General features: G+C 67.5%; 22 protein-coding genes. 12 read left to right on the top strand and 10 right to left on the bottom strand.

Annotated elements, in window-relative coordinates:
• Window positions 1-20 precede the first annotated feature (20 nt).
• The 4 genes from ABTX18_RS12180 to ABTX18_RS12195 all read right to left on the bottom strand — a co-directional run bounded on the left by ABTX18_RS12180 (window position 21) and on the right by ABTX18_RS12195 (window position 4,903).
• Entirely contained in the window at window positions 21-419 is a 399-nt protein-coding gene (locus ABTX18_RS12180; protein ID WP_352122638.1) for a hypothetical protein, read from the bottom strand.
• Window positions 419-1,525, bottom strand: coding sequence for an AbeC-like domain-containing protein (locus ABTX18_RS12185; protein ID WP_352122639.1), 1,107 nt, complete (start codon window positions 1,523-1,525; stop codon window positions 419-421). Before ABTX18_RS12185 ends, ABTX18_RS12180 begins: the two co-directional genes overlap by 1 nt.
• A gap of 1,276 nt (window positions 1,526-2,801) precedes the next feature.
• Entirely contained in the window at window positions 2,802-3,446 is a 645-nt protein-coding gene (locus ABTX18_RS12190) for a very short patch repair endonuclease (RefSeq protein WP_352122640.1), read from the bottom strand.
• A gap of 140 nt (window positions 3,447-3,586) precedes the next feature.
• Window positions 3,587-4,903, bottom strand: a complete 1,317-nt coding sequence (locus ABTX18_RS12195; RefSeq protein WP_352122641.1) for a DNA cytosine methyltransferase — start codon at window positions 4,901-4,903, stop codon at window positions 3,587-3,589.
• Window positions 4,904-5,020: 117 nt separating this feature from the next.
• Here ABTX18_RS12195 and ABTX18_RS12200 point away from each other — a divergent pair, with 117 nt between their 5' ends.
• From ABTX18_RS12200 to ABTX18_RS12215, 4 genes are all read left to right on the top strand, one after another.
• On the top strand, window positions 5,021-5,860 hold the full coding sequence (locus ABTX18_RS12200) for a GIY-YIG nuclease family protein (RefSeq protein ID WP_352122642.1): 840 nt from the start codon (window positions 5,021-5,023) through the stop codon (window positions 5,858-5,860).
• 76 nt (window positions 5,861-5,936) lie between these two features.
• Window positions 5,937-6,125 (top strand): hypothetical protein, encoded by a 189-nt coding sequence (locus tag ABTX18_RS12205; RefSeq protein ID WP_352122643.1) that lies wholly within the window; start codon window positions 5,937-5,939, stop codon window positions 6,123-6,125.
• A gap of 111 nt (window positions 6,126-6,236) precedes the next feature.
• The gene (locus ABTX18_RS12210; RefSeq protein WP_352122644.1) at window positions 6,237-6,590 is read left to right on the top strand and encodes an effector-associated constant component EACC1; all 354 of its coding nucleotides are present in this window, start codon (window positions 6,237-6,239) and stop codon (window positions 6,588-6,590) included.
• Complete coding sequence (locus ABTX18_RS12215; protein WP_352122645.1) at window positions 6,580-8,151, top strand: caspase, EACC1-associated type; 1,572 nt, start codon at window positions 6,580-6,582, stop codon at window positions 8,149-8,151. The genes ABTX18_RS12210 and ABTX18_RS12215 overlap by 11 nt, the downstream gene beginning before the upstream one ends.
• Window positions 8,152-8,341: 190 nt before the next feature.
• Here ABTX18_RS12215 and ABTX18_RS12220 read toward each other — a convergent pair whose 3' ends face one another.
• Complete coding sequence (locus tag ABTX18_RS12220) at window positions 8,342-9,763, bottom strand: hypothetical protein (protein ID WP_352122646.1); 1,422 nt, start codon at window positions 9,761-9,763, stop codon at window positions 8,342-8,344.
• 294 nt (window positions 9,764-10,057) lie between these two features.
• Between ABTX18_RS12220 and ABTX18_RS12225 the strand changes: the two genes are divergently transcribed.
• Together ABTX18_RS12225 and ABTX18_RS12230 are read left to right on the top strand one after the other, a co-directional pair.
• Window positions 10,058-10,780 carry a DUF1889 family protein gene (locus ABTX18_RS12225; RefSeq protein WP_352122647.1) on the top strand — a complete coding sequence of 241 codons (723 nt, stop codon included), beginning with the start codon at window positions 10,058-10,060 and terminating at the stop codon, window positions 10,778-10,780.
• Between the two features lie 544 nt (window positions 10,781-11,324).
• Window positions 11,325-13,172, top strand: coding sequence for a DUF262 domain-containing protein (locus ABTX18_RS12230; protein ID WP_352122648.1), 1,848 nt, complete (start codon window positions 11,325-11,327; stop codon window positions 13,170-13,172).
• Between the two features lie 3 nt (window positions 13,173-13,175).
• Here the strand turns inward: ABTX18_RS12230 and ABTX18_RS12235 are convergent, their stop codons facing one another.
• Entirely contained in the window at window positions 13,176-14,207 is a 1,032-nt protein-coding gene (locus ABTX18_RS12235) for a helix-turn-helix transcriptional regulator (protein ID WP_352122649.1), read from the bottom strand.
• 106 nt (window positions 14,208-14,313) lie between these two features.
• Here ABTX18_RS12235 and ABTX18_RS12240 point away from each other — a divergent pair, with 106 nt between their 5' ends.
• Window positions 14,314-14,712: a VOC family protein gene (locus ABTX18_RS12240; RefSeq protein WP_352122650.1), complete on the top strand. Its 399-nt coding sequence runs from the start codon at window positions 14,314-14,316 to the stop codon at window positions 14,710-14,712.
• 490 nt (window positions 14,713-15,202) lie between these two features.
• Window positions 15,203-16,555, top strand: a complete 1,353-nt coding sequence (locus ABTX18_RS12245) for a cellulase family glycosylhydrolase (protein ID WP_503061132.1) — start codon at window positions 15,203-15,205, stop codon at window positions 16,553-16,555.
• A 68-nt stretch (window positions 16,556-16,623) separates the two neighbouring features.
• Here the strand turns inward: ABTX18_RS12245 and ABTX18_RS12250 are convergent, their stop codons facing one another.
• Window positions 16,624-17,655: a LacI family DNA-binding transcriptional regulator gene (locus tag ABTX18_RS12250; protein WP_352123082.1), complete on the bottom strand. Its 1,032-nt coding sequence runs from the start codon at window positions 17,653-17,655 to the stop codon at window positions 16,624-16,626.
• Between the two features lie 285 nt (window positions 17,656-17,940).
• On the opposite strand from ABTX18_RS12250, the gene ABTX18_RS12255 reads away from it, so the two are divergent.
• Window positions 17,941-18,567 carry a precorrin-8X methylmutase gene (locus tag ABTX18_RS12255; protein ID WP_352122651.1) on the top strand — a complete coding sequence of 209 codons (627 nt, stop codon included), beginning with the start codon at window positions 17,941-17,943 and terminating at the stop codon, window positions 18,565-18,567.
• 12 nt (window positions 18,568-18,579) lie between these two features.
• Here the strand turns inward: ABTX18_RS12255 and ABTX18_RS12260 are convergent, their stop codons facing one another.
• The gene (locus tag ABTX18_RS12260) at window positions 18,580-19,338 is read right to left on the bottom strand and encodes a cobalt-precorrin-6A reductase (protein ID WP_352122652.1); all 759 of its coding nucleotides are present in this window, start codon (window positions 19,336-19,338) and stop codon (window positions 18,580-18,582) included.
• An 11-nt stretch (window positions 19,339-19,349) separates the two neighbouring features.
• Here ABTX18_RS12260 and ABTX18_RS12265 point away from each other — a divergent pair, with 11 nt between their 5' ends.
• Window positions 19,350-20,465, top strand: a complete 1,116-nt coding sequence (locus tag ABTX18_RS12265) for a cobalt-precorrin-5B (C(1))-methyltransferase (protein WP_352122653.1) — start codon at window positions 19,350-19,352, stop codon at window positions 20,463-20,465.
• A 280-nt stretch (window positions 20,466-20,745) separates the two neighbouring features.
• Window positions 20,746-21,540: an SGNH/GDSL hydrolase family protein gene (locus ABTX18_RS12270; protein WP_352122654.1), complete on the top strand. Its 795-nt coding sequence runs from the start codon at window positions 20,746-20,748 to the stop codon at window positions 21,538-21,540.
• A 103-nt stretch (window positions 21,541-21,643) separates the two neighbouring features.
• Here ABTX18_RS12270 and ABTX18_RS12275 read toward each other — a convergent pair whose 3' ends face one another.
• On the bottom strand, window positions 21,644-22,057 hold the full coding sequence (locus ABTX18_RS12275) for a nuclear transport factor 2 family protein (protein WP_352122655.1): 414 nt from the start codon (window positions 22,055-22,057) through the stop codon (window positions 21,644-21,646).
• 75 nt (window positions 22,058-22,132) lie between these two features.
• Window positions 22,133-22,972 (bottom strand): class I SAM-dependent methyltransferase, encoded by an 840-nt coding sequence (locus ABTX18_RS12280; protein ID WP_352122656.1) that lies wholly within the window; start codon window positions 22,970-22,972, stop codon window positions 22,133-22,135.
• Between the two features lie 62 nt (window positions 22,973-23,034).
• On the opposite strand from ABTX18_RS12280, the gene ABTX18_RS12285 reads away from it, so the two are divergent.
• Window positions 23,035-24,882 (top strand): S9 family peptidase, encoded by a 1,848-nt coding sequence (locus tag ABTX18_RS12285; RefSeq protein ID WP_503061133.1) that lies wholly within the window; start codon window positions 23,035-23,037, stop codon window positions 24,880-24,882.
• The last annotated feature ends 39 nt before the right edge of the window (window positions 24,883-24,921 follow it).

Genomic DNA, 24,921 nt, shown 5'->3' on the forward strand with positions numbered 1-24,921 from the left:
CAGCTCAAGGGTGTGCAATCTCAACTCAGCAGCCCACCAATGGCGTTGGCAAGCGACTCGCCTCCTTGCTGTACCGCAGTGCCCAGCACCAACGCGGGCAATGCCGTCGCGATCCCGCGCAGTGTGCCGATCTCCGGCGCGTCGGGGGACACGAGCGAGGCGTCAACGGTGTCCGCCATCGCGCGCAGCACTGTGACGTTCTGCAGGTCCGCCGCGTTGTGGTCAACGTCCGCACGGAAGGCGGCGAGGAGGCCGCGCACAGCGTCGATGTCGACCGCACTGTGCACCGCGGCGGACTGGTGGATGTGGGAGATGTCGTGCCCCACGACGTTCTGCAGGGGTGCGCTGTTGTTACCGCCGATGCTGATGCCCGAGCCATGGCCCGGGTCAGGTTCGGGGCGACGCCGTCCCACAACCATTACTTGCCTCCCTGATTCTTGTTGTCCTGGCCGACGCCACTGATGCCGTTGCCGACGACGTTCTGGATGGGCGCGTTGTTGTCCCCGTAGATGAGGATGTTGTTGGTCACGGTGGCGACCTGCCGTTCGTACGCTGCCAGGTCGATTCCCTGCTCATCGAGGAACTCGGCGACAGTGCGGAAGACGCAGGACTGGATCAGGACCACGTGGCGCTTGGCGTCGTCGCTCTGGTGCATGTCGGTGACTTCCTGGGTGGAGTACCGGTCGCGCAGGCTCACTGGGTCTTCTTCCTCCCCGCGCACCTCGGTCTTCTCGCCGAGGCGTGTGACCAGGCGCCACACAGCCAACGGGCCCATGAGTGTGTCCAAGAGCGCCTGCGAGCCAAGCCACCCGAGCAGGTGTGCTCCGCGCATCCGGGCGGGTGTGGCGGTGGCCCGCAGCTCGTTGTAGAGCGGTGTCATTACGTGCGGGCGAATAGTCAGCCGCAGCTCGCCGGCCTCCAGCGCGGCATGCACGAACACGCTCACCACGATCTGTCCGTTCCAGCTGATGCACTGGGCTCGCAGGTACAGCCGGTCTGGCACCCCGGAAGGAGATCTACGTCCCAGGCCGCTCAGGTCGGCCAGCTCCACCTTCGTCTCACGGGTGCGCTGCAGCCATCGGGCAGCCGGAAGGCCGAGTACGCGCTCCATCGAGAACCCAGGAAGCGGATCCGTGATCTCCCGGGCGCCGCGGCCCAGTTCGTTGAGGGCGGTGCCTACGCGTCGGAGAAGCTCCGCCTCCCCAAACGGCCTGACCGACTCCTCGGCGTCCTTGGGCTTGAGAGGGATGCTGATGCGAGCCGGCCCCCAAACATCGCGCCCGGCACCAACGAACTGCTCTGAGGCGTCGTAGGGCAGCGCCAGCTGCGACTGGTCCTTACTGATGTCCGACATCCTGCGCGCAGCCTTGGCAGCAACCCACGGCAGATCATCGGACGACACCCCTTCCTGCACCAAAGCACCCAGCGCAGCCCGTGCCGCAAGCCGGTCCCCCACGTACGCCAGTGCGACGACAGCCACCAGCCCGAAGGGCAGTAGGGCCAGTTCAAGGCGCAGCTCGAACATGTCGCCACCCACGGGCCTGTACGGCAGGAGTGCGAGCAGCCACGGCGTGGGCAGCACGGCATACGCCAGACGTCGCGAAGGCGCCCACCGCGTTAGGCCGGACCTGCGGATCGCGCGGAAAGCAGCCCACCGCAGGAACAAAGCGGCGACGACGGCAACCGCCCAGATTCCGAAAGCCCACGGCACCGCGTAGGCGGTCAGCCCACACAGGACCAGAATGCATGTGCGCCGAATCCACCGGCGCCGTCGGGCACGAAGTCCGTGTGCCACCACCGGAACAAGATCGAAACCGTACGACGGCACAGGCAGCGGCGGACCGTTCAGCACATGGTCTGCGACCCATTGCGCAGTCGCTTCTCCCAGGGGCGGACAGTCATCACTGCCTTCCAGGTAAATCGCCCGCCTGGTGCTGCGCCTAGGCTTCTTGGCCCTTCCCGTCTTGCCCCGAACTTTTCGCCACCACGCCTTGACTGCCTTCACTCGGTCAGGCCGCGCGTAGACCGCCTGGCAAAGCAACCGCGTCACTTCGGACGACGTGGGGTCCACCTCCGCCTGGCGGTTGGCCCCAGAGGTGACAGGGTTCGCCTGAATCGGGACAGCTGGCCACTGCGCCCCTTCCGTGCCCGCTCTCCCCTGAGTGCGCACGCCCCACCCAACCGCCATCCCGCTCCCCCGATCATCCGCAAGCGGGCATCCTTACGACGGATACTGATAGCCGCCAGACCACAAAAGCGACAATGCGCACAACCTTGCTGGACAGCCAGGGATTGGCCGAAACCGCTCCCGTTTTGCACGGCATTCAGGCCGTGCCCCTGGCGCCACCGGAGTCTCTAGCGCTGAGTCTCTCGCCGCACCCCCTCATGAGGACGCGGCAGCCTTCGGGAGACAGTTGCGTGAGTCGACTCCCTTGCATCGGCTACCGCCGGGATGAGGGTGCTCGGGTGCTCAGCAGGGAATGACCGAGTGCACTTCGCGACGCCAGACCCGCACCTGCTCCGCCGAGGGACCGATCTCGTACCGGCACCCCAGGCAGAGCTTCCATACCGCCTTCGCACGTCGTGCGGTCTCGGCGTCGGTGCAGTTGCGGAGAGAGAGGGACTTCGCCCGCGCCGGCGTTTTCCCGATGCCGAACGGCGAGGCGAGAAGCACCTCGCAGACTGCGGCTTCCCGGGCGATCCGCAGGGAAAGGCCGCAGCGCGGTACCGGCACTTCCCAATGGCCGCAGGCTCATTTGAGAGGAGCCCGGCTACGCCCTACCTGGGAGCGATTGACTTAGTCAGTTGGGCATGATCGTCGCTGCTTGTCGTACGATTCTCTCGATTCGAGCGCAGGCGACCACGGGATCCTCGTGCTCCCAGACGCGGACGACGGTCCATCCCGCCTCGCCGAGCAACCGATCTGTCTCCGCGTCCCGAGCGCGATTGCCCTCGATCTTGCTGTGCCAGAACTCGGCGTTCTTGCGTGACTCCCGAAGGTGCTCCGGGCATCCGTGCCAATAACAGCCATCGACGAAGACCGCGACCTTCGGCTTGGGGAAGAGTACGTCGGCGGTTCGCCGGAGTTCGGGCAGCGGCCGCGCGGCCACGCGATAGCGGAGGCCCTGCTTGTGCAACAAGGACCGGAGCCGCAGCTCAGGCTGGGTGTCCTTGTTTCGATTGCCCCGCATCACGGCGCGTACCGCTGACGAGGAAGCCCACGAACCCTCCACCGGCGGTTCCTCAGTGAGAAGCCCCTTCTCCCACGCCGCCTTCCAGCCCTCGGCGAGGTTCGCGGCCCGCGTCTCGTGCTCGACTTGCCCAAGGTACCGGGCCGGAGACTTCCCCCCGTCGGACCAGCGCAGGTAAGCGCGAATGCGTCGTGTGCCTGGAAGCACCTTCAGCTCCACTGAAGCCCGGGCGAATCGTCCCTCGCCAAGGTCCACGGAGCGTCGGTGACGACCTCCGGCAGCCCGGTCCTGTTCGGCCGCGATGGCAGTTCGGGCCCTGCCTGGTCGCCCCTTCCACGCCCGGTCCAGCGGCGAATCATGCTTCCAGCCGCTCTGTGCCCTACTGGTGGGCCCTGTCACTTCTGACGCTCCTCCGTCTCATCCAGGACGGCGGCGACAGCCTTCGCGAAGACCTCGCCAAGGGCGACGGGTACGGCGTTGCCCAGCTGACGCATCTTCTCCCCTCGCGGGCCCTTAAGCTCCCACGCGTCGGGGAACGTCATAACGCGAGCGGTTTCGCGGACCGTCATATACCTGTACTTGTACCGGACGCCACCTTGAGCGGCCTTATCAGCCACTAGCTCGTCCAGGAGCATGACCGACTCGCCGCCCGGAACACCGTGCACGCCGGCCTTGACAGTCTTCGCCGGGCGGTCGAGTTCGTTGGGGGTGTGCCCGTCGTAAATGCGGGCGCCAGGCCAGCCGATGTGTTCCGTGAACCCGCCGAGAAAGTGCTCGGTGCGGTCCAGCCACTCGTCCGGCACTTCTGGCAGTGGCTTGTTGTCGCCGATGCCGGCGATCGCGTCGCGCAGGGTGTGCCAGGGCAGCAGCCCGTCGTCCATCGGCATGGTCTTCGGGAGGCGGGCCATGACCCACTCGCGCACGTGGTCGGGCACATGTGCGTGCCGCTCCCAGTAGGTCCCGTCTTCCATGGACCGGAAGAGGGCGGTCTCGGAGTGCGTCGGTTTCGCGAGCTTCTTGAACAGTTCGATGTCGACGTTCAGGTCGCGGCGGAACGCGACGATGATGACGCGATTACGGATCTGGGGCACCCCGTAGTCGGCGGCGTTTACCGGCATCATGACGATGTCGTACCGCTTCCTGGGGTCGTCCAGCTCCTTTTCGCGCCGCTTCAACAGGTATTCGTAGTGCTGCTCCCAGTCAGTGCCTTCGGCTCGCTCCTCGAAAGGCAGCTCCAGCTCGCGCTGGATGTAGTCGAAGTAGCGGCGGAACGAGGGCCTGAGCAGGCCGCGCACGTTCTCGCAGATCACGGCCTTCGGCTGAATCTCCCGGACGGCCCTAAACATCTGCGGAAACATGTTCCGCTTGTCCTCGTCGCCCTTGGCGACGCCACCGAGACTGAACGGCTGGCAAGGAGGGCCGCCGGCAAGTACGTCCACTTTGCCCGACAGGTAGTCCATGTCGAGCTCTTGAACATCGCCCGCGACGAGGGGCACCTTCTCGTCGGGCCCTGGGGCTCGAGTCGGCCTCTGACCGTCGGGGACCCGCTCTGCCCCATTGACCTCCAAGGTCTCGCACGCCCGCTTGGCGAACTCATTGAAGAGCAGGGGACGGAATCCGGCACGGTGGACGGCCATGGCCAGACCGCCGGCGCCAGCGAAGAGCTCGACACCCGTGCGGTCCTTCTTTGATCCTTCTTGCAGCTCAGCCATTTCGAAAGCATACCGCGGAGTTGCAGATCTTCAAGCCACATCGAGCTGAAAGTTCATCCACGCGTACAGGCCGCCGATAGGCTTCCCGAGATCACGCTGACAAGGGGAGTGGGACGGATGACACCGGTGGTGGGCTCCGACGACGGGACGCAGTACCACAAGGACTTCACGCTCAGCATCACCAGGGCGCTGGGGGACCAGCTAGCGAAGGCCCTGGAAGGGCTGGACCGGGCACCTCTCGCCGAGGAGAACCTTGCGCGACTCAAAGAGAAACCTGGGGTCTACCAGCTCTACCTCAACGATGAGTTCGTCTACGTCGGAAAGGCCGACAAGTCGCTGCCGGCCCGCCTCCGCAACCACCTGCGCAAGATCTCTGGGCGCCGCAACATCTCCCTCGCCGAGATGGCCTTCTCGTGTCTGTACGTAGCAGAGGACTTCTCCGCCCTCGCCCCGGAGCAGTTGCTGATCACCCACTACAAGGACAACGGCGAAATCCCCTGGAACAACAACGGCTTCGGCAACAAGGACCCCGGCCGCCAGCGGGACAGCACCGTCCTGAAGCGGAACCACTTCGACGTCCTCTTCCCCATCGATCTGGACCGGCCCATCGAGGGCCTGCAGCCTGGCGGGATGACGCTGCAGGAACTACTGGAGGCAACCAAGGCCGGGCTCCCATACAACTTTCGATACGGGAAGTCAGCGGAGTTCAAGACCCAACGTGTCCACGTGCCAGCGGCAAAGATGACAGCCGACGAGGTCTTCCAACTGGTCTCGGCGGAGATACCGGCCAAGTGGCAGGTCACCGCCCTCATGGGCTACGTGATCATGTACGACGACAGCCCCAGTGCGTACAAGAGCGCCTGGCGGTACTACCGCGCCGGCGAGCCGCTCAACGCGGTTCCGGAGGCCGAGCCCGCAGGAGTTATCGAAGTGGAACAGCCGATCTTTGGTGACTAATCGAACCAACGCGCCATCGCACGCCTTCTGACTCGAAGCGAACTACCAGCGTGACGACAGGTGACAGACTGGCGGCGTGATCAGGGAACCCGCTGAAGCCGTTGTGACGGACGTTGGCACCGTCCAGATTCCCTTGGGGCTGCTCGCGGAGGCTGGCCTACCGCCAGGCGCCGCTGTCCTCATCTACAGCGACGGGGACGGTCGAATCGTAGTCCGCCGCAAAGCCGACGCGATCCGAGACCTCGTGGAGAACGGCACGCTCTGAGACCCGCGCCGCGGGCGTCACCCGATGATCCGCTCCTCCTGAGGGGGACCATAGGGTAGATCCCTGCTGGCAGATGGCCATGCAGCAAGGGGATAGGGGGGCCAGGTAGACATGAACGTAGAACTCAGGCTGCAGTCATCGAAGACAGTCGACGACCTCATCGGGCTGTCTGGATGGCTTCGGGGCGAGCGCCGTCTGCAGGGGCGAGTCCAGCAAGTGCGGAGCAATCCTGAGCCCGGACAGCTGGGCGGTGCGTTCGAAGTGCTTTCCGTGACCCTGGGGTCCGGTGGAATTGCCACCGTACTTGCTGGAACTGTGGCGACCTGGCTGCAGAGCCGTCGCAGTGACCCGAAACTGCGAATCACGATCACGCGAGCGGACCGAACACTGGAGATTGAGGCCAGTAACGCGGACGAGGCAGAGGAACTGATCAAGCGTTTCATGGGTGGTCCCAGTGGAGACTGAAGGTATAAGTCACGGTGAATCACATGCGGTACTCATAGGTGTCTCGACTTACCGGGACACCTTGTTTCCCGAAGTGCCGGCCGCACTCAATAGCGTGCGCGGCATGTTTGACATGCTCACCGATCCTGAACTTTGCGGGTGGCCAGAGGACCGCGTAACCATCATCGAGAACCCCGAGAATGCCGCCGCACTCGCACAGCAACTTCGCCGGATTGCCGAGCAGACCAGCGATACACTATTGGTCTACTTTGTGGGGCACGGTGTAATATCCGACCTAGGTGATGTTTGCCTTGCGGTCCATGGCACAGACTTGCGCGATCCAGATCTGACAGGACTGGAATATCCCAAAATCCGGCACATCGTGATGGGGAGTCCGGCGCAAGTAAAGATTGTCATCCTTGACTGTTGTTACTCCGGGCGCGTCATCCAAGCACTGTCAGCCGGCGACGACAGTCACTTCGCGAATGCCACCGCCGTGAGTGGCGCTTATATCTTGACCGCTGCAGACGGTACGGCGCACGTTGCATCGCTGGCGGAGCAGGCAACTGTCCCTACCTCCTTCACACATGCACTCCTGGATGTCGTGCGCGAAGGGATTCATAACGGCCCTTCGGCGCTTACGTTGGGGGACATTTATCGCGAACTTCGCTCGCTGGTACAGTCTCGGGGCCTCCCGGAGCCGAATCAACGAGGTACGGACACAGCCAACCTGTACACCTTCACTCGGAATATGGCGTTTCGTCCCCCTACCCGCATGGCGGACAAGGGGACTGGAGATCTGACGGTCAGGCTGATCACTCCGGATGCCGAGGAGTCGCTGATTCAACTCATGGAAAAGCAATATCCGATCGACCTCACGCACGAGAATCTGGCCACGCTCGAAGATTCGCCGGGGATCTACCAGCTGTATCGCAGCCAGGCGGGCCATGGTGGTGCGATTGTATATGTAGGGCAATCCGACCGTTCGTTGCGGCAGCGACTTCATGGGCAGCTAATTAAAATTAGCGGACGCCTCAATATAGATGTCAACGAGATGTCCTTCACGCGGTTGTATGTAGAGGACGACCTGTCCGTAGTAAATCCTGCGCGCCTGCTCGTTAACCACTTGCGTGATCGAGGGGAGGGTATACCTTGGCATATGAATGGCTTCGGGAACTCGGATCCTGGCCGGAACCGCGACCGTACGGCACTCAAGTTTCAGCATTTCGATGCTCTACACCCCATCGATCTCGACTGGGTCGTTCGAAATGATGGCCCAAGTGAGCGGATGACGGCACTCGAGCTCGCTACCCTGATCAAGGGAAGGCTTCCCTATCTTTTCAGGTTTGCCTACCAAGGACGCGAGATCGAAACCGCCTCGGTGGACCTTCCCGAGGGGGGCATTTCCGCAGATGAAGCATTCCGCCTACTGGCGGCAGCGCTGGGAATGGACTGGCAGGTCACTGCGCTGTCGGGTTATGTCGTGATGTATCGGGAGCGGGATATCGGGTACCCAAGCGCAACCCGGTACTACTGCGGCACGAGAGTGTGGGATAGCACCCCCGAGCTCTTTGGCACGTAACTTCCGGGCCGCCTTGCTACGGAGGCCATCGCTGAGGCACTGGGCGGAGAGGACCAAGCCGGACACCGCAGCCGAAGAAGCCGCCCCAGAGGCTTAAGCCTCTAAGCGTGCGCGTGTCCGGCCCCTCCCAATGCGCGAGGCCGGCTTGCTTGCGATTGGCAGCTTCCCTCTCGCAGTTGCTGCTCTTCTCTCAGCGAGCTCCCCATCCTCGGGGCGCCTCGGGACCGTGTGGGCTCCAGCCGTCCAGGTATTGCGCTAGCTCCTCCGACTTCGGTTCGCGAGCGGTGGGCATGGCCGGCAGGCGGGTCAGTGGGTCGAGGTTCTGACCGTATCGACGCGCCCATGCGAGCCATCGTTGCGCCGAGGCCACCGCCGCCTCACCCTCTTCTCCGGGCATCTCTTCCAGCCGGCGCTCCAGGGCGTCGCAGTACGCGTTAAGGCACTCTGCCTCCTGCCACTGGCGGGCCTGCGTTCGGAGTACCTCGGCAAGCTGCTCCTGAGCGGCCAGTTCCTTTGCCTTCGCCATGGCCGCCCGCCAGCGGATTTCGCGATCGGCCTTCGCCTGCCCCTCGTCGGCCTTCCGCTGAGCGTCCTCCACGGCGCGGGTTTCAATCTCCCGGAGAACAGCCCCCAGGATGTCCTCCAGCACCCAGCGTTTGCGATCTGCCCAGCGGGACTGCCGGCTGGATCGGCTGTAGCCGAGTTCAATCAATAGGCTCTTGGAGCGTTCGGGGTCGGTGACCTGAGGAGACTCCTGCTGGATAGTGACGGTGTAGTTGAAGCCATCTACCACCATGCCCAGTTCGCCCTCCCGGCGCGAGTAACTGGAAGGGTAGTGACGCCCGTTATGCGTGTATGCATGGCTCCGGTGTCGGCCGGGGACGTCGAGTTCCTTCACCTTGTGCCCGCGACGAACCGCCTCGGCGACGAGGCCCTGGAGAAGCAGCAACGCTCGACGACGCAGTGGAGCGGGCATGACGAGTCGGCCCTCGTCGTCTCTCAATGCAGCCACGACCGGATGCGGAGAGCGCAACTGAGTGGGTACGTGAACAAGCGCCGCCTTGTCCAAGCTCTGTCTCCGTGAGTTGGGGTGTGGCCCCTCGACGAGAGAGATCTGCAAGTCGTGATTCCACATACGGAGGCTCTCGATGCGTTTGCCCTCAGGGAGAAGGTTGTGGCGCTTCGCGTAGTCGATCACGCGTCGCCACTCCGTCACCGTGGCGTCGTCGGGCTCGGTAATGGTGACCCGCCTGTCCGCAACGAGTCGCTCGATCAGTTTCTGCGCTTTGGTTCGACGGGCGAGTGCGACTGGCCTGTCGGCGTAAGACACGGACCGCGTGCTGCCTGCTCCTGACTGCTTTGTGATCCTCTGCTCCCCAGCGTGCGCGGGGTCGTCCGGATGGTGGCCGTGTTGAATGTAAAAGGTGCCTGCCTCGGTGACCCGCGCGTCCACCTCACCCCCGCTGCGCTTGAACGTCGCCAAGCCGCGGTCCCGCAGCGCGTAGGCGGTACGCCACTCACCGGAGGCCCAGGGCTCCTCGGGCTCCTTGCCGTTCGCGAGTCGGCCGAGCAGGGCGAGCTGTCGTTCGTTCAGGGGAGACCAGCGATGCATAGCGACAGCTCACCCCCGTGCCGAGCCTGGTGCAATGACTCATACGGGTGGTCGCCTCCCGAAGCGCCGGGAACATGAGTGCCGCCTGCCCGACGGCACTGGGAGCCTTCCGGGAGCTAACTCGCTCCCAAAACCCCCTTGAAGGACCCAAAACCAGGAAATGGCGCCCCCCTGACCGGAGCAAATGCCAACGGGCGCGAAGGGCCGGTATCGGGGGGCTGATGAGCTCGCGAGTGGCTCTGTCAGTGCCTGCGCGTAGCGTGAGCCTGGTCCGACCGAGAACAGGGAGCCGGGATGTTCGATCGCAACGTGAACTATCCGTGCGCTGTCGCCAGCAACGACACCGAAGGGGTGGACGCGGCCATCGACTGGTGCTGCGAACATGTGGAGGACGGCCACACGCTCACCGTATGGACCGCCCTCAAGTCCAACCTGCAGAATAGCTCAAAATTGAAACAGCTCGTGTCCCGACACTCCAACGTCGAGCACGTCACCGGTAGGGGCGGCGGGTTCATCCGTGGAAACGGTCCGGTGCTCATGGCGTGGCCGGACATGGCAGACATCGGGAAGCTGCTGCAGTACGGCGGCAACCGCATCCGGGCGCTTTGCGTCATCACGTGGAACGAAGACGAGATCAGGCCGTGGGTGACGGCCGTGAGGCCATCGATCCTGGGCGACGGCTCAGTGTGGGAAGAGTTGACGCCAGAGCTCGACCCCGTCGTCGTCGAAGCCCTGAAGAGCCTGACGCTGGCCATCAACCACAACAACACCATCTCGGCCGGTTACGAGAAGAACATGGTCGTGAGCTGCCTGCTCGCAGTGCACGACGCCGGCATCCCGATGGATGATGAAGCCATGCAGGGGTGGGCTCTCGCACATGGATGGTCGGGCAAGAACCCCGAGCGCCTCGCCAGGTATGTGGAGGACATCAACGCAGGGAAGCGTCCGCGATGCCGCCCCATGCTCCGCCCGGACTACGTCGACAGCCTTCGGCGCCGGGCTGCGGACAACACATAGGACCGCAGACTGACCCCCGTCCTAGCAGCAGGGCTCTTGGGAGCCATCAGGGAGCCAACCCGCTCCCCAAGTCCTTTCGGGACCACCCGACACCACGACAGACCGACGCTCTGACCAGGGAGAACACCATCGACGCTAGCGAGATCGGTAACCGGCCCTCATTCGGGACGAAGAGGTCGTGGGTTCAAATCCCGCCACCCCGACAGCCGTAAGACCAGGTCAGGGGCTTGATCCACTAAGTGGATCAAGCCCCTGAGTGGTTTCCGGGGGCGTTTCGATTCGGGAGCCGAGCGCGGGATCCCCGGCTCCCGGAGAGCCGTCGATGAGCTGCCGCACCGAGACGCTTGGCAACGGCTGGGAGCCAGTCAAAGCCCCCGTGCTCCATCAAGCGGGCTGTCGCACCGGGACGGTCCCCTCCGGTGGGTCCAGCGGGCTCTACCCATTTACTCGCTGCCTTCCTGCCGTAATTCCTGGATCAGGCCAATGGGACGTGGTGAAGATCGCTACGGTAATGGTCTTACGTGAGGGAGGGGATCCCGAATCCATGCGAGCGGACACGGTCGACCTGAGGCGGATCTTCGGCAAGGACGTTCGGTACACGGTGCCGCTGTTCCAGAGACCCTACGTATGGGACCGGGACGACAACTGGTCAGCGCTCTGGGAGGACATCCGCCGCACCGTCGTGCGGGCCGAGCAGGCATCGCTGACGGGGGAGACGGTGGCACCGCACTTTCTTGGTGCGGTTGTCTTCGCCGAGACGCCCTACCCCTCGTCAAGCCTGGAAACGCGGCAGATCATCGACGGGCAGCAGCGTCTGACAACACTGCAGTTGTTCCTGTACGCCGCCCGTCTGTCGGCGGCGACTCACAACCACGAGCGGTCTGTACGACTACTGAGCAAGTTCCTGGAGAACGACGAGGACCTGTTCGACCGCGCTCATAACCCCGACCACCTCTACAAGGTCTGGCCGACCAATGCGGACCGCGACGAGTTCCGCGCGGTCATGCTCGGCAAGCGGGGGAATGGACGGCTCTCCGAAGCCGTCATCTACTTTCAGCAGCAGATCGATGCATGGCTGGCCGACGCGGTGGAGCCGCGCGAGCGGCTGGGTGTGCTGGTACAGACACTGCGGGAACAGTTGCGTCTGGTCATCATCGACTTGGAAGAGCACGACGATGCGCAGATCGTCTTCGAAACATTGAACAGTCGCGGCACACCACTGGAGCACGCGGATCTGATCAAAAACCTGCTGTTCCGCATCGCCGAGCGTGCCGGTTCAGATGTCGACCGCCTCTACAAGACCTATTGGGCGCCCTTCGACCAAGACGCGTGGCGCATGGAGCAGACAACCGGCCGCATTACGCGCAGCCGGCTCGACGTGTTCTTGACCCACTGGCTCACGATGCGGACGCAGCGTGAGTTCACTGCCTCCACCCTATTCGCGGAGTTTGAGCGCTGGCTGCTCTCGTCCGCTGTCCGCACGGAAGACGTCTTCGCCGAGCTGACGCGATACGCCGAAATCTATGACCTCATCGACGACCATCCGCTGAACGGCACCGAGGGACGGTTCCTGTACCGGATGAAGGTCCTCCAGACCTCCACCCCGATGCCCCTGCTCCTCTTCCTCTACGGTCTGGACGAGTCCGTGCTGCCCCCGCAGCGCCGACGGCGGGCCATCCGCGCCATCGACAGCTACCTCGTTCGCCGGGCAGTACTCAATCTCAGCACTCGTGATTACAACAACGTCTTCCGCGATCTAGTGGTGGCCGTGGCCCGGCAACCCGACCGCGCGGACGAATCTGTCATCGAGGCCCTCGACGCCATGCAGGGCCACCACCGTCATTGGCCGAGTGATCAAGAGTTCCGAGCCTCATTGGAACAGACCCCCATCTACGCGCGCCTCGTCCGCCGGAGCGTACGGATCCTCCTGGAGGCATTGGAGGACGAGTTGCGCACCGACCACACCGAACAACTCACGCTTCCCGTCGGCGACCAGGCCGGCACGAAGTTGACCATTGAGCACGTCATGCCACAGAGCTGGCGCGACAACTGGCCGCTCCTCGATGGCGATCCGTCCGAAGGTGACGACCGGGACGAACTTGTCCACACACTCGGTAACCTGACCCTGGTCACCGCCCGCCTGAACCCCACTCTGGGCAACATGGCCTGGGATGACAAGCGGCAGTGGCTCAGCCAGCACAGCCTGCTGCGCCTCACCCACGGCACTCTGCTCAGTGCGCCACCGAACACGGACGTCAGCGACTGGGCCGCCACCTGGGACGAGCATCGCATCCGCGCACGCGGCACGTACCTCGCCTCCCTGTCTTCAGCCATCTGGCCACACGCCGACGCTCTGCGCGCCGTCCCGCTGTCTGCCGGACATCACGAGTGACACTCACGTGTGTGGCGGGTTCCGGCGGGCTGAATCCGCGAGCCGTTCGGCGAAGGCTTCGACGAGGGCGCGGAGCTCGTTCGGGCGGTCGATGACGAAGGGGCGGTCCAGCGAGGCGAGAACGGCCGGCAGCCAGTCGAGCTGCTCCACGCGGAGGTCGACGCGGGACCAGCGTTCGGGTTCCTGGGCGGTCTCGTCCGGGGCAGTGCCGTCCGGGGTGGCGTCCTCCGCGGGTGGTAGCTCCTCCACGATCGCGAGGCCTGCGGGCAGGCGGGTGCGGATCTGGTCGGCCGTGCCCTGTATGCGCAGGGTCACCTCATGGCGGTACGGGGCCGTGGCGAGCCCCGTGAGGACGCGCTCGGCCGGGTCCGGGCCGGTGGAAGGTGCGAACGAGCCGGGCAGGGTCCTCACTGCGGTGATGCGGTCCAGCCGGAAGGTCCGGTCCTCCCCGGCCGCCGGGTCCGTGGCCGTGACGTACCACTTCCCCGAGTGGGCGACGATCCCGTGCGGGTGCAGGGTGCGTTCGCTGCACCGGCCGTCGGCGGCGGTGTACCGGACGGAGACCGGCCGGTCGTGGGTCACCGCGTCGGCGATCGTGAGCAGCACCGCGGAGTCCGGGGGCTCCGCCTCGCCTGGCGGATCCGTGAAGGCGAGGGATTCGAGTACGGCGTCGAGTGCGCGTCCCAGCCGTTCGGGCAGCACGCGCCGGATCTTGGCCGCCGCCGTTTCGCCCGCAGTGCCCATGGCCGTCGTCAGGCCGGACCGGCGGCCCGCCACCAGGCCGAGCAGGACGGCGAGCGCTTCGTCGTCGTTCAGCATGAGCGGGGGCATGCGGTACCCGGGGGCGAGCCGGTAGCCGCCGTAGCGGCCTCGCACCGACTCGACGGGCACGTCGAGGTCGATGAGGTGGCCGGCGTAGCGGCGCACGGTGCGTTCGTCGACGCCGAGCCGGTCGGCCAGTTCGGGCACGGTGCGGATGCCGCCCGACTGCAGGAGCTCCAGCAGGGTGAGGACGCGGGCGATGGGGCGGGGCATGGGCATAAGTCTGCCGCGTATACCGGGCAGGTTCCGCCCGGTATTGCTCGTAGCGTGCGTTCAGAAGCACAGAAGCACCTGCACCGATCAGGAGAAGAGAAGAACCATGGATTTCGCGTCTGTCCGCATCATCACCGGCGACATCGCCCGCCTCGTCGCCTTCTACGAGCGCGCCACCGGCGTATCCGCCCACTGGGCCACCGAGGACTTCGCCGAGCTCAGGACCGCCTCGGCCACCCTCGCGATCGGCAGTACCCGCACCGTCGCGCTCTTCGCGCCCGGCTCCGCCCGTCCGGCCGAGAACCACAGCGTGATCCTCGAGTTCCGCGTCGACGACGTCGACGGCGTGTACGAGAGGCTGAGCGGTTTCGTGGAGGACTTCGTCAACGAGCCCACCACGATGCCGTGGGGGAACCGCGCGCTGCTGCTCCGCGACCCCGACGGCAACCTCGTCAACTTCTTCGCCCCCGTCACGACGTCCGCCATCGAGAGGATGGCCCGGTGACCGGGCGGCCCGGGCGGTGCTCGGTGCCCGGGGAACCGGGCGATTCGGCCATTCCGGTGCGCGCCGACTATTAAACCGCAGCTAAACTTAACCGGTTTGGTTCCAACGGTTGTCTCGCTCTTCGTGTGCCCCTAATCTCTCTTCCAGTCGCCTGAACGGACGATGAACTCCCCTGCGTTCACCCACCCATGTGAGCAGGCGTCACAGGGGCGTTCGGTTGGCCGTTCCTTGGCGATCAATAGCCTCGTCGGCCGGCGAGAGCCGCAATGACCATCCGGCCGACGAGTATTCCTCCCACCCCGACAGCATTTCCTTTCGCCGCAGAATGCGGAATGCGGAATGCACCTCGGAAGTCGCACGCCCGTCGCGCCTTTCGCGGCGTGCCCGGGGTGGGGGACAACCGCCATATACGGCAGAGCGTGAGGCGCCGGACGGCCATGCGTTCCGTTCCGTGTCACGCCACCGAACGCCACCACACTGGGAGCGACATATGAGAAGGATGCTGGCCACCGCCGCGGGAGCGCTGCTGGCCGTCACCGCCGCCGTGCTCACCGCACCCCACGCGGCCCAGGCCGCCGACGCGTCCACGGGGTTCCACGTCAGCGACGGGCGCCTGCTCGACGCCAACAACAAGGACTTCGTCCTGCGCGGGGTCAACCACGCACACACCTGGTACTCGGCCAGGACTCCGCAGGCTCTCAAGGACATCAAGGCCCTCGGCGCCAACTCGGCGCGCGTCGTGCTCAGCACCGGCGACCAGTGGACCAAGAACGACACCGCCGACGTCGCGGCCGTCGTCGGCCAGTGCAAGGCCAGCCGTCTGGTCTGCGTGCTCGAGGCCCACGACACCACCGGGTACGGCGAGGCCGGCGCCGCGGTTCCGCTCTCCCGCGCGGTGGACTACTGGAAGGGCATCAAGAGCGCGGTCGAGGGCCAGGAGAAGTACATCATCCTGAACCTGGGCAACGAGCCGTACGGAAACACCGGCTACGCGAACTGGACGTCCGGCACCAGCGACGCCATCAAGAGCATGCGCGCCGCCGGGTTCAAGCACACCATCATGGTGGACGCCCCGAACTGGGGCCAGGACTGGTCCTTCACCATGCGGGACAATGCGGCGGGTGTTTTCGCCGCCGACCCCGACAAGAACACGGTCTTCTCGATCCACATGTACGGCGTCTATGACACGGCCGCCGAAGTGCAGGATTATCTGAACCGGTTTGTTTCGCGCAAGCTGCCGATCGTCGTCGGTGAATTCGGTGACGCACATTCGGACGGCAACCCCGACGAAGACGCGATCATGGCCACGGCCCAGCAGCTGGGTCTCGGCTACATGGGCTGGTCCTGGAGCGGCAACGGCGGCGGGGTCGAGTACCTGGACCTGGCCACCGGCTTCGACGCCGGCCAACTGACGACGTGGGGCCAGCGCCTCTTCAACGGCGCCAACGGGATCAAGGCGACCTCGCACGAGGCCAGCGTGTACGGCAGTAGCGACGGAGGCGGCGGCGACGGAAGCGGCGGAACCAGCCCCTGCCAGGTGAACTACCGGCTCAGCGACTGGGGCAGCACCTTCAACGCGGACGTCACCATCCGCAACACCGGCACCACCGCGGTCAAGGGCTGGAAGCTCCAGTTCTCCTTTCCGGGTGACCAGAGGGTCAACTCCGCCTGGAACGCCAGGCTGAGCCAGCAGGGCAAGGCGGTCACGGCCACGAACGAGTCCTGGACCGAGACCATTCCGGCGGGGGGTTCGGTGAGCTTCGGCCTCAACGGCTCCTCCACGTCGGCCAACAGCGCACCCGGCGCCTTCACGCTCAACGGCACGTCCTGCACCAAGGGCTGACCGGATCGGCACGCTCCACACCGTACGAGGAGAAGAGGGCCTCCCTGCCCGGCCGGGCAGGGAGGCCCTCAACTACGCGTGGGGGCGTGCGTGGTGGAGCCGCGCGGGGTGAGGGACGGGGTCGGCACCTGTACGGAGCCGGTGTGCTGCCCCTCTATGACGGCGAACAGCGTACGGGCCACCTGCGCCCCGAAGCTGTGCACGTCGTGGCTCATCGCCGACAGCGTGGGATGGGTGATCCGGCACAGCTGCGAGTCGTCCCAGGCGAGCAGCGACAGGTCGTCGGGGACCACGAAGCCCATCTCCGCGGCGACCCCCGCTCCTGCCACGGCCATGATGTCGTTGTCGTAGACGATGGCCGTCGGGCGGTCGGCCGACATCAGGAGCGAGCGGGTGGCCCGGGCCCCCTCGCTTCCGTCGAAGCCGGTCGCGATCTGCCGGCCCTCCTCAAGACCCAGCTCCCGCAGCGTGGCCGCGAACGCCGCGGCCCGGATGGCACTGTGCCCGAGGCCGACCGGACCGCCGACGCGGGCGATGCGCCGGTGGCCGAGCGCCGCCAGGTAGCGGACGGCCTCGCCCGCGGCGGTGGCGTCGTCCGTCCACACCGCGGGAAACGAACCGGTGAGGGACGGATGCCCGACGGCCACCGCCGGCAGCCCGAGGGACTGCAGCGACGGAACCCTTGGATCGTCCTCGTGGAAGTCGACCAGGATCGCACCGGCGATCGTCTGGCTGCGCCACCAGGACCGGTACAGCTCCGTCTCCTCGTCGAGATCCCGCACCAGCCTCAGGAGCAGCGAGTACTGCCGGTCGGCCAGGACGCTCTCGATGCCGGAGATGAAGTCCATGTAGAAGGGTTCGAGCCCGAGCAGCCGGGCAGGGCGGCACAGGGCGAGGCCGACGATGTCGACCCGCTGGCTGGAGAGGCTGCGCGCGGTCAGGTTCGGGGACCATCCCAGTTCCTTGGCGGCCTCGAAGATCCTCTGCCGGGTGGCTTCCGAGACGCCCGGCTTCTGGTTGAACGCCAGGGAGACGGCCCCTTTGGACACGCCGGCCCGGGCGGCGACATCCTTGATCGTCACACGTGCGGGACCGTTCACCTCGCGTCCGCGCGGAAGAACGGCAGCCACGCCGCGGCGTTCCCGGTGAGGCGGCCGGCTTGAAGGAGGAGGTGTCTCGGGAGATCGTGCTCGCTTACCACGACGCCGACTGTATCGCCCCTGCCCGCCCCGGCCCCGGCTGCCTGATTCATCCCTGGGACGGGCCCCCCGGAACGCTGAGCCGCCGCTCCGGGGATACTGCCGGTGCGGTTCGTGGCCGGTACGGCCGTCCCCGTACAGCCGTGCCCGACGCAGAGACGCAGAGACGAGAAGAGCGACAGAACTGTGCACCAGTACGAGAAGGACGGACCGGCCATCTATCGCCAGTCCTTCGCCACTATCCGGGCAGAGGCGGATCTCACGGGACTGCCGGCCGATGTGAGCCAGGTGGCGGTCCGGATGATCCACGCCTGCGGCATGGTCGACCTGGTACGCGATCTCGCCTTCAGCCCGGACGTGGCGAGCCGCGCCCGTGCGGCGCTGCGCGGCGGGGCGCCGATCCTGTGCGATGTGGCGATGGTGGCCAGCGGCATCACCCGGCGGCGGCTGCCCGCGGACAACGAGGTGGTGTGCACCCTGTCCGACCCGTCGGTGCCCGCGCTCGCGGCGAAGCTCGGTACGACCCGCAGCGCCGCCGCTCTGGAACTGTGGCGCGACCGGCTGGACGGCGCGGTCGTCGCCGTCGGGAACGCGCCCACCGCGCTGTTCCGGCTGCTCGAACTGATCGAGGAGGGGGCGCCGCGTCCGGCCGCCGTCATCGGTGTGCCGGTCGGTTTCGTGGGCGCCGCCGAGTCCAAGGACGCCCTGGCCGCACACCCGTCGGGGCTCGACTATCTGATCGTGCGGGGCCGTCGGGGCGGCAGCGCCATGGCGGCCTCGGCCGTCAACGCCCTCGCGAGCGAGGAGGAGTGAGCCGGCCGCTGGTCAGCGGAGGCCGTGGCCGAGGAGCTCGCGCAGCAGGCTGACGGCCTCTTCCGGTGTAGCGGCCACCGCCACACCCTCCGGGACCGGCGGCCTGCGCACCACGACCACCGGGATCCGCGCCTCGCGGGCCGCGGCGAGCTTGGGGGCGGTGGCGGCGCCGCCGCTGTCCTTCGTGACGAGGACGTCGACGCGGTGGCGGCGGATCAGCTCGCGCTCCCCGTCGAGAGTGAACGGCCCCCGGTCCAGCAGCGTCTCCATCCGCGCCGGGTAAGGCGGTTCGGGTGCGTCCACCGACCGCGCCAGGAACCACAGCCCGTCCAGCCCCGCGAAGGCGGCGAGGCCGAGGCGCCCCGTCGTGAGGAACACCCGCCGGCCCAGGGCGGGGAGCACCGCCGCGGCCTCCTCCAGGGAGGCGACCGGGTGCCAGTCGTCGCCCGCGGCGGGCACCCAGCCGGGGCGGCGCAGAGCCAGCAGAGGAACATGGGCGGCAGCGGCACCGGCGGCCGCGTGGAAACTGATCGTCCCGGCGAAAGGATGGGTGGCGTCGATGAGCGCATCCACCCGGTGCGTACGCAGCCATGCGGCCAGGCCCCCGGCTCCGCCGAAGCCACCGATGCGCACCTCACCGGGCGGCAGCCGCGGTCCGGCGACCCGCCCGGCCAGCGAACTGGTCACCCGGGCCCCCTCGGGCAGCTCCGCCACCAGCAGCCCGGCCAGCCGACGGGCTTCCGTCGTGCCGCCGAGTACGAGCACATGCATCGGAGCCCTCCATGGGTGAGGCGACGGGTGGACGCGGCGCCCAACTCAAACACACCGGTCTGCGGCCGGGCTGGACCACCGGCGCCTGCGCGACCGCCGCCGCCACGGCCGCGTACACGGCGCTGCTGACCGGCGAGTTCCCCGACCCGGTGACCGTCTCCCTGCCCGGCGGTCAGACCCCCGCCTTCGCGCTCGCGGTGGAGGAGCTGCTCGACGGGCGGGCCACGGCCGGCATCGTCAAGGACGCGGGCGACGACCCCGATGTCACGCACGGGGCTCTGGTACGGGCCACCGTGCGGGTCCTGCCGCCCGGTTCCGGCGTGGTGTTCAAGGCAGGGCCGGGCGTGGGCACGGTCACGCTGCCCGGCCTGCCGCTCGATGTCGGCGAGCCCGCGGTCAATCCCGTGCCGCGCCGGATGATGCGCGAACACATCGGGCAGGTCGCGGCGGAGCACGGTGGCGCGGGGGATGTGGAGATCACGCTGTCCGTGGACGACGGCGAGGAGATCGCCCGTTCCACGTGGAACCCTCGCCTGGGCATCCTGGGCGGGCTGTCGATCCTCGGCACGACCGGTGTGGTGGTGCCGTACTCCTGCTCGGCGTGGATCGACTCGATCCGCCGCGGTGTGGACGTGGCGCTGGCCGCCGGACAGACCCATGTGGCGGGGTGCACCGGCTCCACCTCGGAGAAGACCGTGGTGGCCGAGTACGGGCTGCCCGAGATCGCCCTGCTGGACATGGGCGACTTCGCGGGCGCGGTGCTCAAGTACGTACGCCGTCACCCGGTGGCGCGGCTCACCGTCTGCGGAGGGTTCGCCAAGCTGTCGAAGCTGGCCGCCGGCCATCTCGATCTGCACTCCGGACGGTCCCAGGTCGATCCGTCGTTCCTGGCCGGGCTGGCCCGGCTGGGCGGAGCCGACGAGGCGTTGGCCGCCGAGGTGGCCGCGGCGAACACCGGACTGGCGGCGCTCCGCTCCTGCCTGGCGCGCGGCGTCGCGCTCGGGGACCTGGTGGCGTCGGCGGCCAGGGACGAGGCGCTGTCGGTGCTGCGGGGCGCGCCGGTCACCGTCGACGTCCTCTGCATCGACCGGGCGGGTGTGGTGGTCGGCCGCAGCAGCGTGCGCTGAGGCTCCGCCCGGGTCCCGGGCCCCGGTATCCCTCGCCGCGAGCGCCCGTACGCGCCCTGACGCCATCGCCTGCGAAGTGATGAGCGGATGGTCCTCAAACCTTCGTTTCAGGGTGAGTTGCAGGTTTATCTACGCGCGGAGCTATGACTCCCAACTGATCATTCGGGCAAATCCGGCAGGTTTCCGCCAGGCCCCTACTGGCGGGTTCGCGAAGCTGCTACACAGGTGACGCTCCATCAACTCCCCGCACTTCCCCCCACACCTCGGAGGGCTGACAGCCATGTCAGTACGGAGATTCTGGGCGTCCGCAACCACTCTGATCCTCGCCGCCGCGACTGCTCTCGGCGTGGCCCATCCGGCCTCGGCCGCCGCCGGCGGGTACGTCGCCCTGGGCGACTCGTACTCGTCCGGCGTCGGCGCCGGGAGCTATCTGTCCGACAGCGGTGACTGCCGCCGCAGCACCAAGGCCTACCCCTACCTGTGGGCGGCGGCCAACTCGCCTTCGTCGTTCGCCTTCGTCGCCTGTTCGGGCGCCACCACGAGCTCCGTGTCGAGCGGCCAGCTCGGCTCGCTGACCTCGTCCACCTCGCTGGTCAGCGTCACCGCCGGCGGCAATGACGTCGGGTTCGCCGATGTCATGCAGGACTGCGTGCTGTCCAGCGAGTCCACCTGCCTCGCCGGTGTGAACGCGGCCGTGGGCCGGATGAACAACACGCTGCCGTCCCGGCTGGGTTCGCTCTACGCGTCGATCCACTCGAAGGCCCCGCAGGCGCACGTCGTCGTGCTGGGCTACCCCCGCTTCTACAAGATCGGCGGCAGCTGCGTCGCCGGTCTCACGGAGAAGGAACGCACGGCGATCAATGACGCGTCCGATGTGCTGAACGGGGTCCTCGCCAAGCAGGCGGCGAATGCCGGATTCGCCTTCTCCGGCGTCGTCGACGAGTTCACCGGGCATGAACTGTGCTCCGGTGACGCGTGGCTGCACAGTGTCTCGATCCCGGTCGAGAACTCGTACCACCCCAAGGCCGTGGGACAGTCGAACGGCTATCTGCCCGCCTTCCGTTCGGCCGCGTAGGTACGGACGGTGGCGAAGGCGCGGCCTCGCTTGGGAGTTCCCGGCTCCGGAGCGGTGCCGCGCCTCTCCCGTACCCGGGCACCCGGGACCTCCGGGGGAGGCACTAGTACCGCTCGACCAGGTGCTCCCGGCCCGCCGGGGGTTCGTACGGCTCGGGCCAGAAGTCGGTGATGCCGTTGATCCGCGCCTGCGCGTCGAACGTGAAGAAGTGGACGGCGCGCGACTCCCGCCCGCCGTCCGTGAACAGGGTCCGGACAGCGGCCTGCCGCCCGCCCCCATCGGCCACGATCCGCTCGACGCGCACCCGCCAGTCCCCCGGGTACTCCCGGTTGAACACCAGATACCGCTCCTTGCCGCGAATGCGCTCGCGAGTCTGCGGCAGGTCGTACAGCACGTCGTCGGCGAGTGTCGCCGCGAAGGTGTCCCAGTCGCGGACGTCGGCCGCGGTCCAGTAGTTCTCGACCGTGGCGCGCAGATCTGCGGTCGTATCCGCGGTCGAATCAGCAGTCGTGGTCATGCTCCGAGTCTGGACCCCGCCACTGACAATCGGCCGCGGCCCCGGTGGACGGCCCCGCCGGACCGCTCGGTTGCGCTACCGGTGGCTGTCCGGCCGGCTCGCCTTGACCGAGTACATCAGCGGGATCCGCGGCCGCTCCGGCGGGAAGCGGTAGAAGTCGTCCGCCCCGCGCTCCAGCACCGGGAAGCGGGCGAAGAGCGAGGCGTCGTGCTCGTGCAGGAACTCGATCCGCAGCCCGGCCGCGGCCAGCGCGGAGACCACGCTGCCTACCGGGTGCTGCCATTCGACGCTGCGGTTGTGGACGGTCGGCGCGTCGAAGTCGGCGTACGTGCCCGGCGTCTCGTCCACCCACGCGTCGCGGCTGAAGTAGTCGTGCACGACGCGTGAACCGGTCGCGTCGTCGAGACAGTCGGTCAGCGGGTGGAACTCCGCCAGGTAGAGGAACCCGCCGGGCGCGACGAGCGAGGCCGCGGTCTCCGCCCAGCGGTCGATGTCGGGCAGCCAGTTCAGCGCGCCGATGCCCGTGTAGACGATGTCGTACGAGGAGTCCGGCACGGCCTCCGCGGCGTCATGGACGTCCGCGGCGACGAACGCCGCCCGGTCCGGACCCAGACCCAGCTCCTCGGCGAGCGAGCGGGCGGTCTCGACGGCCGGCTCGGAGAAGTCCAGGCCGACGACCTGGGCGGCGCCGTGCCGGGCCCAGGAGAGGGTGTCGAGGCCGATGTGGCACTGCAGGTGCAGCAGCGTCCGGCCGGTGACGTCCCCGACCTCCGCCAGTTCGAAGTCCCGCAGGGCGTCCTTGCCCGCGCGGAAGGAGTCGAGGTCGTAGAAGTCGCTTTCGGCGTGGATGGGCACACGCTCATCCCACATCGCGCGGTTGGCCTCGCGCCAGTCGGCGGGTATCGGAGCAGGCATGTCGGCGAGGTTATCCACAGGCTGCGGACGACGCGAACGGATTGTCGGCGGTCCGGCGCAGAATGGGGAGCATGACTGAGAGCACTGGTTCGAAAGACGGTTCCGTCCCGGCGTGGGAGCAGCGCTTCCGCGCCCCCCGGGTGTCGCTGCCCGACTGGGCGGAGGACGCGCCGGACCGCGCGCTGTTCGTCTCCAACGCGACGGGGACCTACGAGCTGTACGCGTGGGACCGGGCCACGGGCGAGCAGCGCCAGGTGACCGACCGGCCGAACGGGACGACGGACGGCGTGCTCACACCCGACGGCGAGGCCGTCTGGTGGTTCAGCGACACCGACGGGGACGAATTCGGGGTGTGGATGCGGCAGCCGTTCCACGCCGGGAGCGCGGGAGCGGTGGACGAGCCCGCGGCTCCCGGCCTTGAGCCCTCCTACCCGGCGGGGCTCGCCATCGGACGCGACGGGACCGCGGTGATCGGCCGTTCGACGGACGAGGACGGCACGACGGTCCACGTCGTGCGGCCCGGCTCGGCGCCCGTGGAGATCTACCGGCACCGGGAGTCGGCGGGGGTCGGCGACCTGTCGCACGACGGCTCGCTGATCGCGCTGGAGCACACCGAGCACGGCGACGCGATGCACTCCGCGCTGCGTGTGGTGCGGCCCGACGGCACGACGGTCGCCGAGCTGGACGACACCGAGGGCGGCACGAAGGAGCTGGGTCTCGCGGTCCTCGGCTTCGCGCCGGTCGCCGGGGACACCCGGCTGCTGGTCGGGCACCAGAGGCGCGGCCGCTGGGAGCCGATGATCTGGGACCCGGTGGCGGGCACGGAGACGGACCTCGCCATCGATCTGCCCGGCGATGTGGGCGCCGAGTGGTACGCGGACGGTTCCGCGCTGCTCGTCGAGCACGGCTTCGAGGCCCGCAGCGAACTGTGGCGGTACGAGCCGGTCGCGGCCGACGGGGCCCTCGTCCGGGTGGAGACGCCCGCCGGTTCGGTCTCGGGCGCCACGGCCCGGCCGGACGGCACCGTCGAGTACCTGTGGTCGTCGGCCGCCGAGCCGCCCGTAGTCCGCTCCACGACCGGTGCGGTGGTGCTGGATCCGCCCGGCGCGAAGGCCCCGGCGTCGGTCCCGGTCGAGGACGTGTGGGTGGACGGGCCCGGGGGCCGGATCCACGCGCTCGTCCAGCGGCCCGCCGGTCCGGCCACGGGCCCGTTCCCGACCGTCTTCGAGATCCACGGCGGACCGACCTGGCACGACAGCGACGCCTTCGCGGCCGGACCGGCCGCCTGGGTGGACCACGGCTATGCCGTCGTCCGGGTCAACTACCGCGGCTCGACCGGCTACGGGCGGGCGTGGACGGACGCGCTCAAGCACCGGGTCGGTCTGATCGAGCTGGAGGACATCGCGGCCGTGCGGGAGTGGGCGGTGAAGTCCGGCCTCGCGGACCCGGCGAAGCTGGTTCTGGCCGGCGGATCCTGGGGCGGTTATCTCACGCTGCTCGGTCTCGGCACGCAGCCGGGCGACTGGGCCGTGGGCCTGGCAGCGGTCCCGGTCGCGGACTACGTCACGGCGTACCACGACGAGATGGAGGCCCTGAAGGCGATGGACCGCACCCTGCTGGGCGGGACTCCGCAGGAGGTGCCCGAGCGCTTCGAGGCCTCGTCGCCCCTCACGTACGTCGACGCCGTGCGGGCGCCCGTCTACATCTCGGCGGGCGTCAACGACCCGCGCTGCCCGATCCGCCAGGTGGAGAACTACGTCGACCGGCTGAAGGGCCGCGACGCCGTGCACGAGGTCTACCGGTACGACGCGGGCCACGGCTCGCTCGTCGTGGAGGAGCGCATCAAGCAGGTGCGCCTGGAACTCGACTTCGCCCGACGCCACCTGGGGGACCCGGCGGAGGGCGCCTGACGGGGCGTAGGGGCCGGATAAAAGGCGGCGTACGGGGTG

Source organism: Streptomyces sp. NPDC096323, assembly GCF_040302845.1.
Classification (GTDB): Bacteria; Actinomycetota; Actinomycetes; order Streptomycetales; family Streptomycetaceae; genus Streptomyces.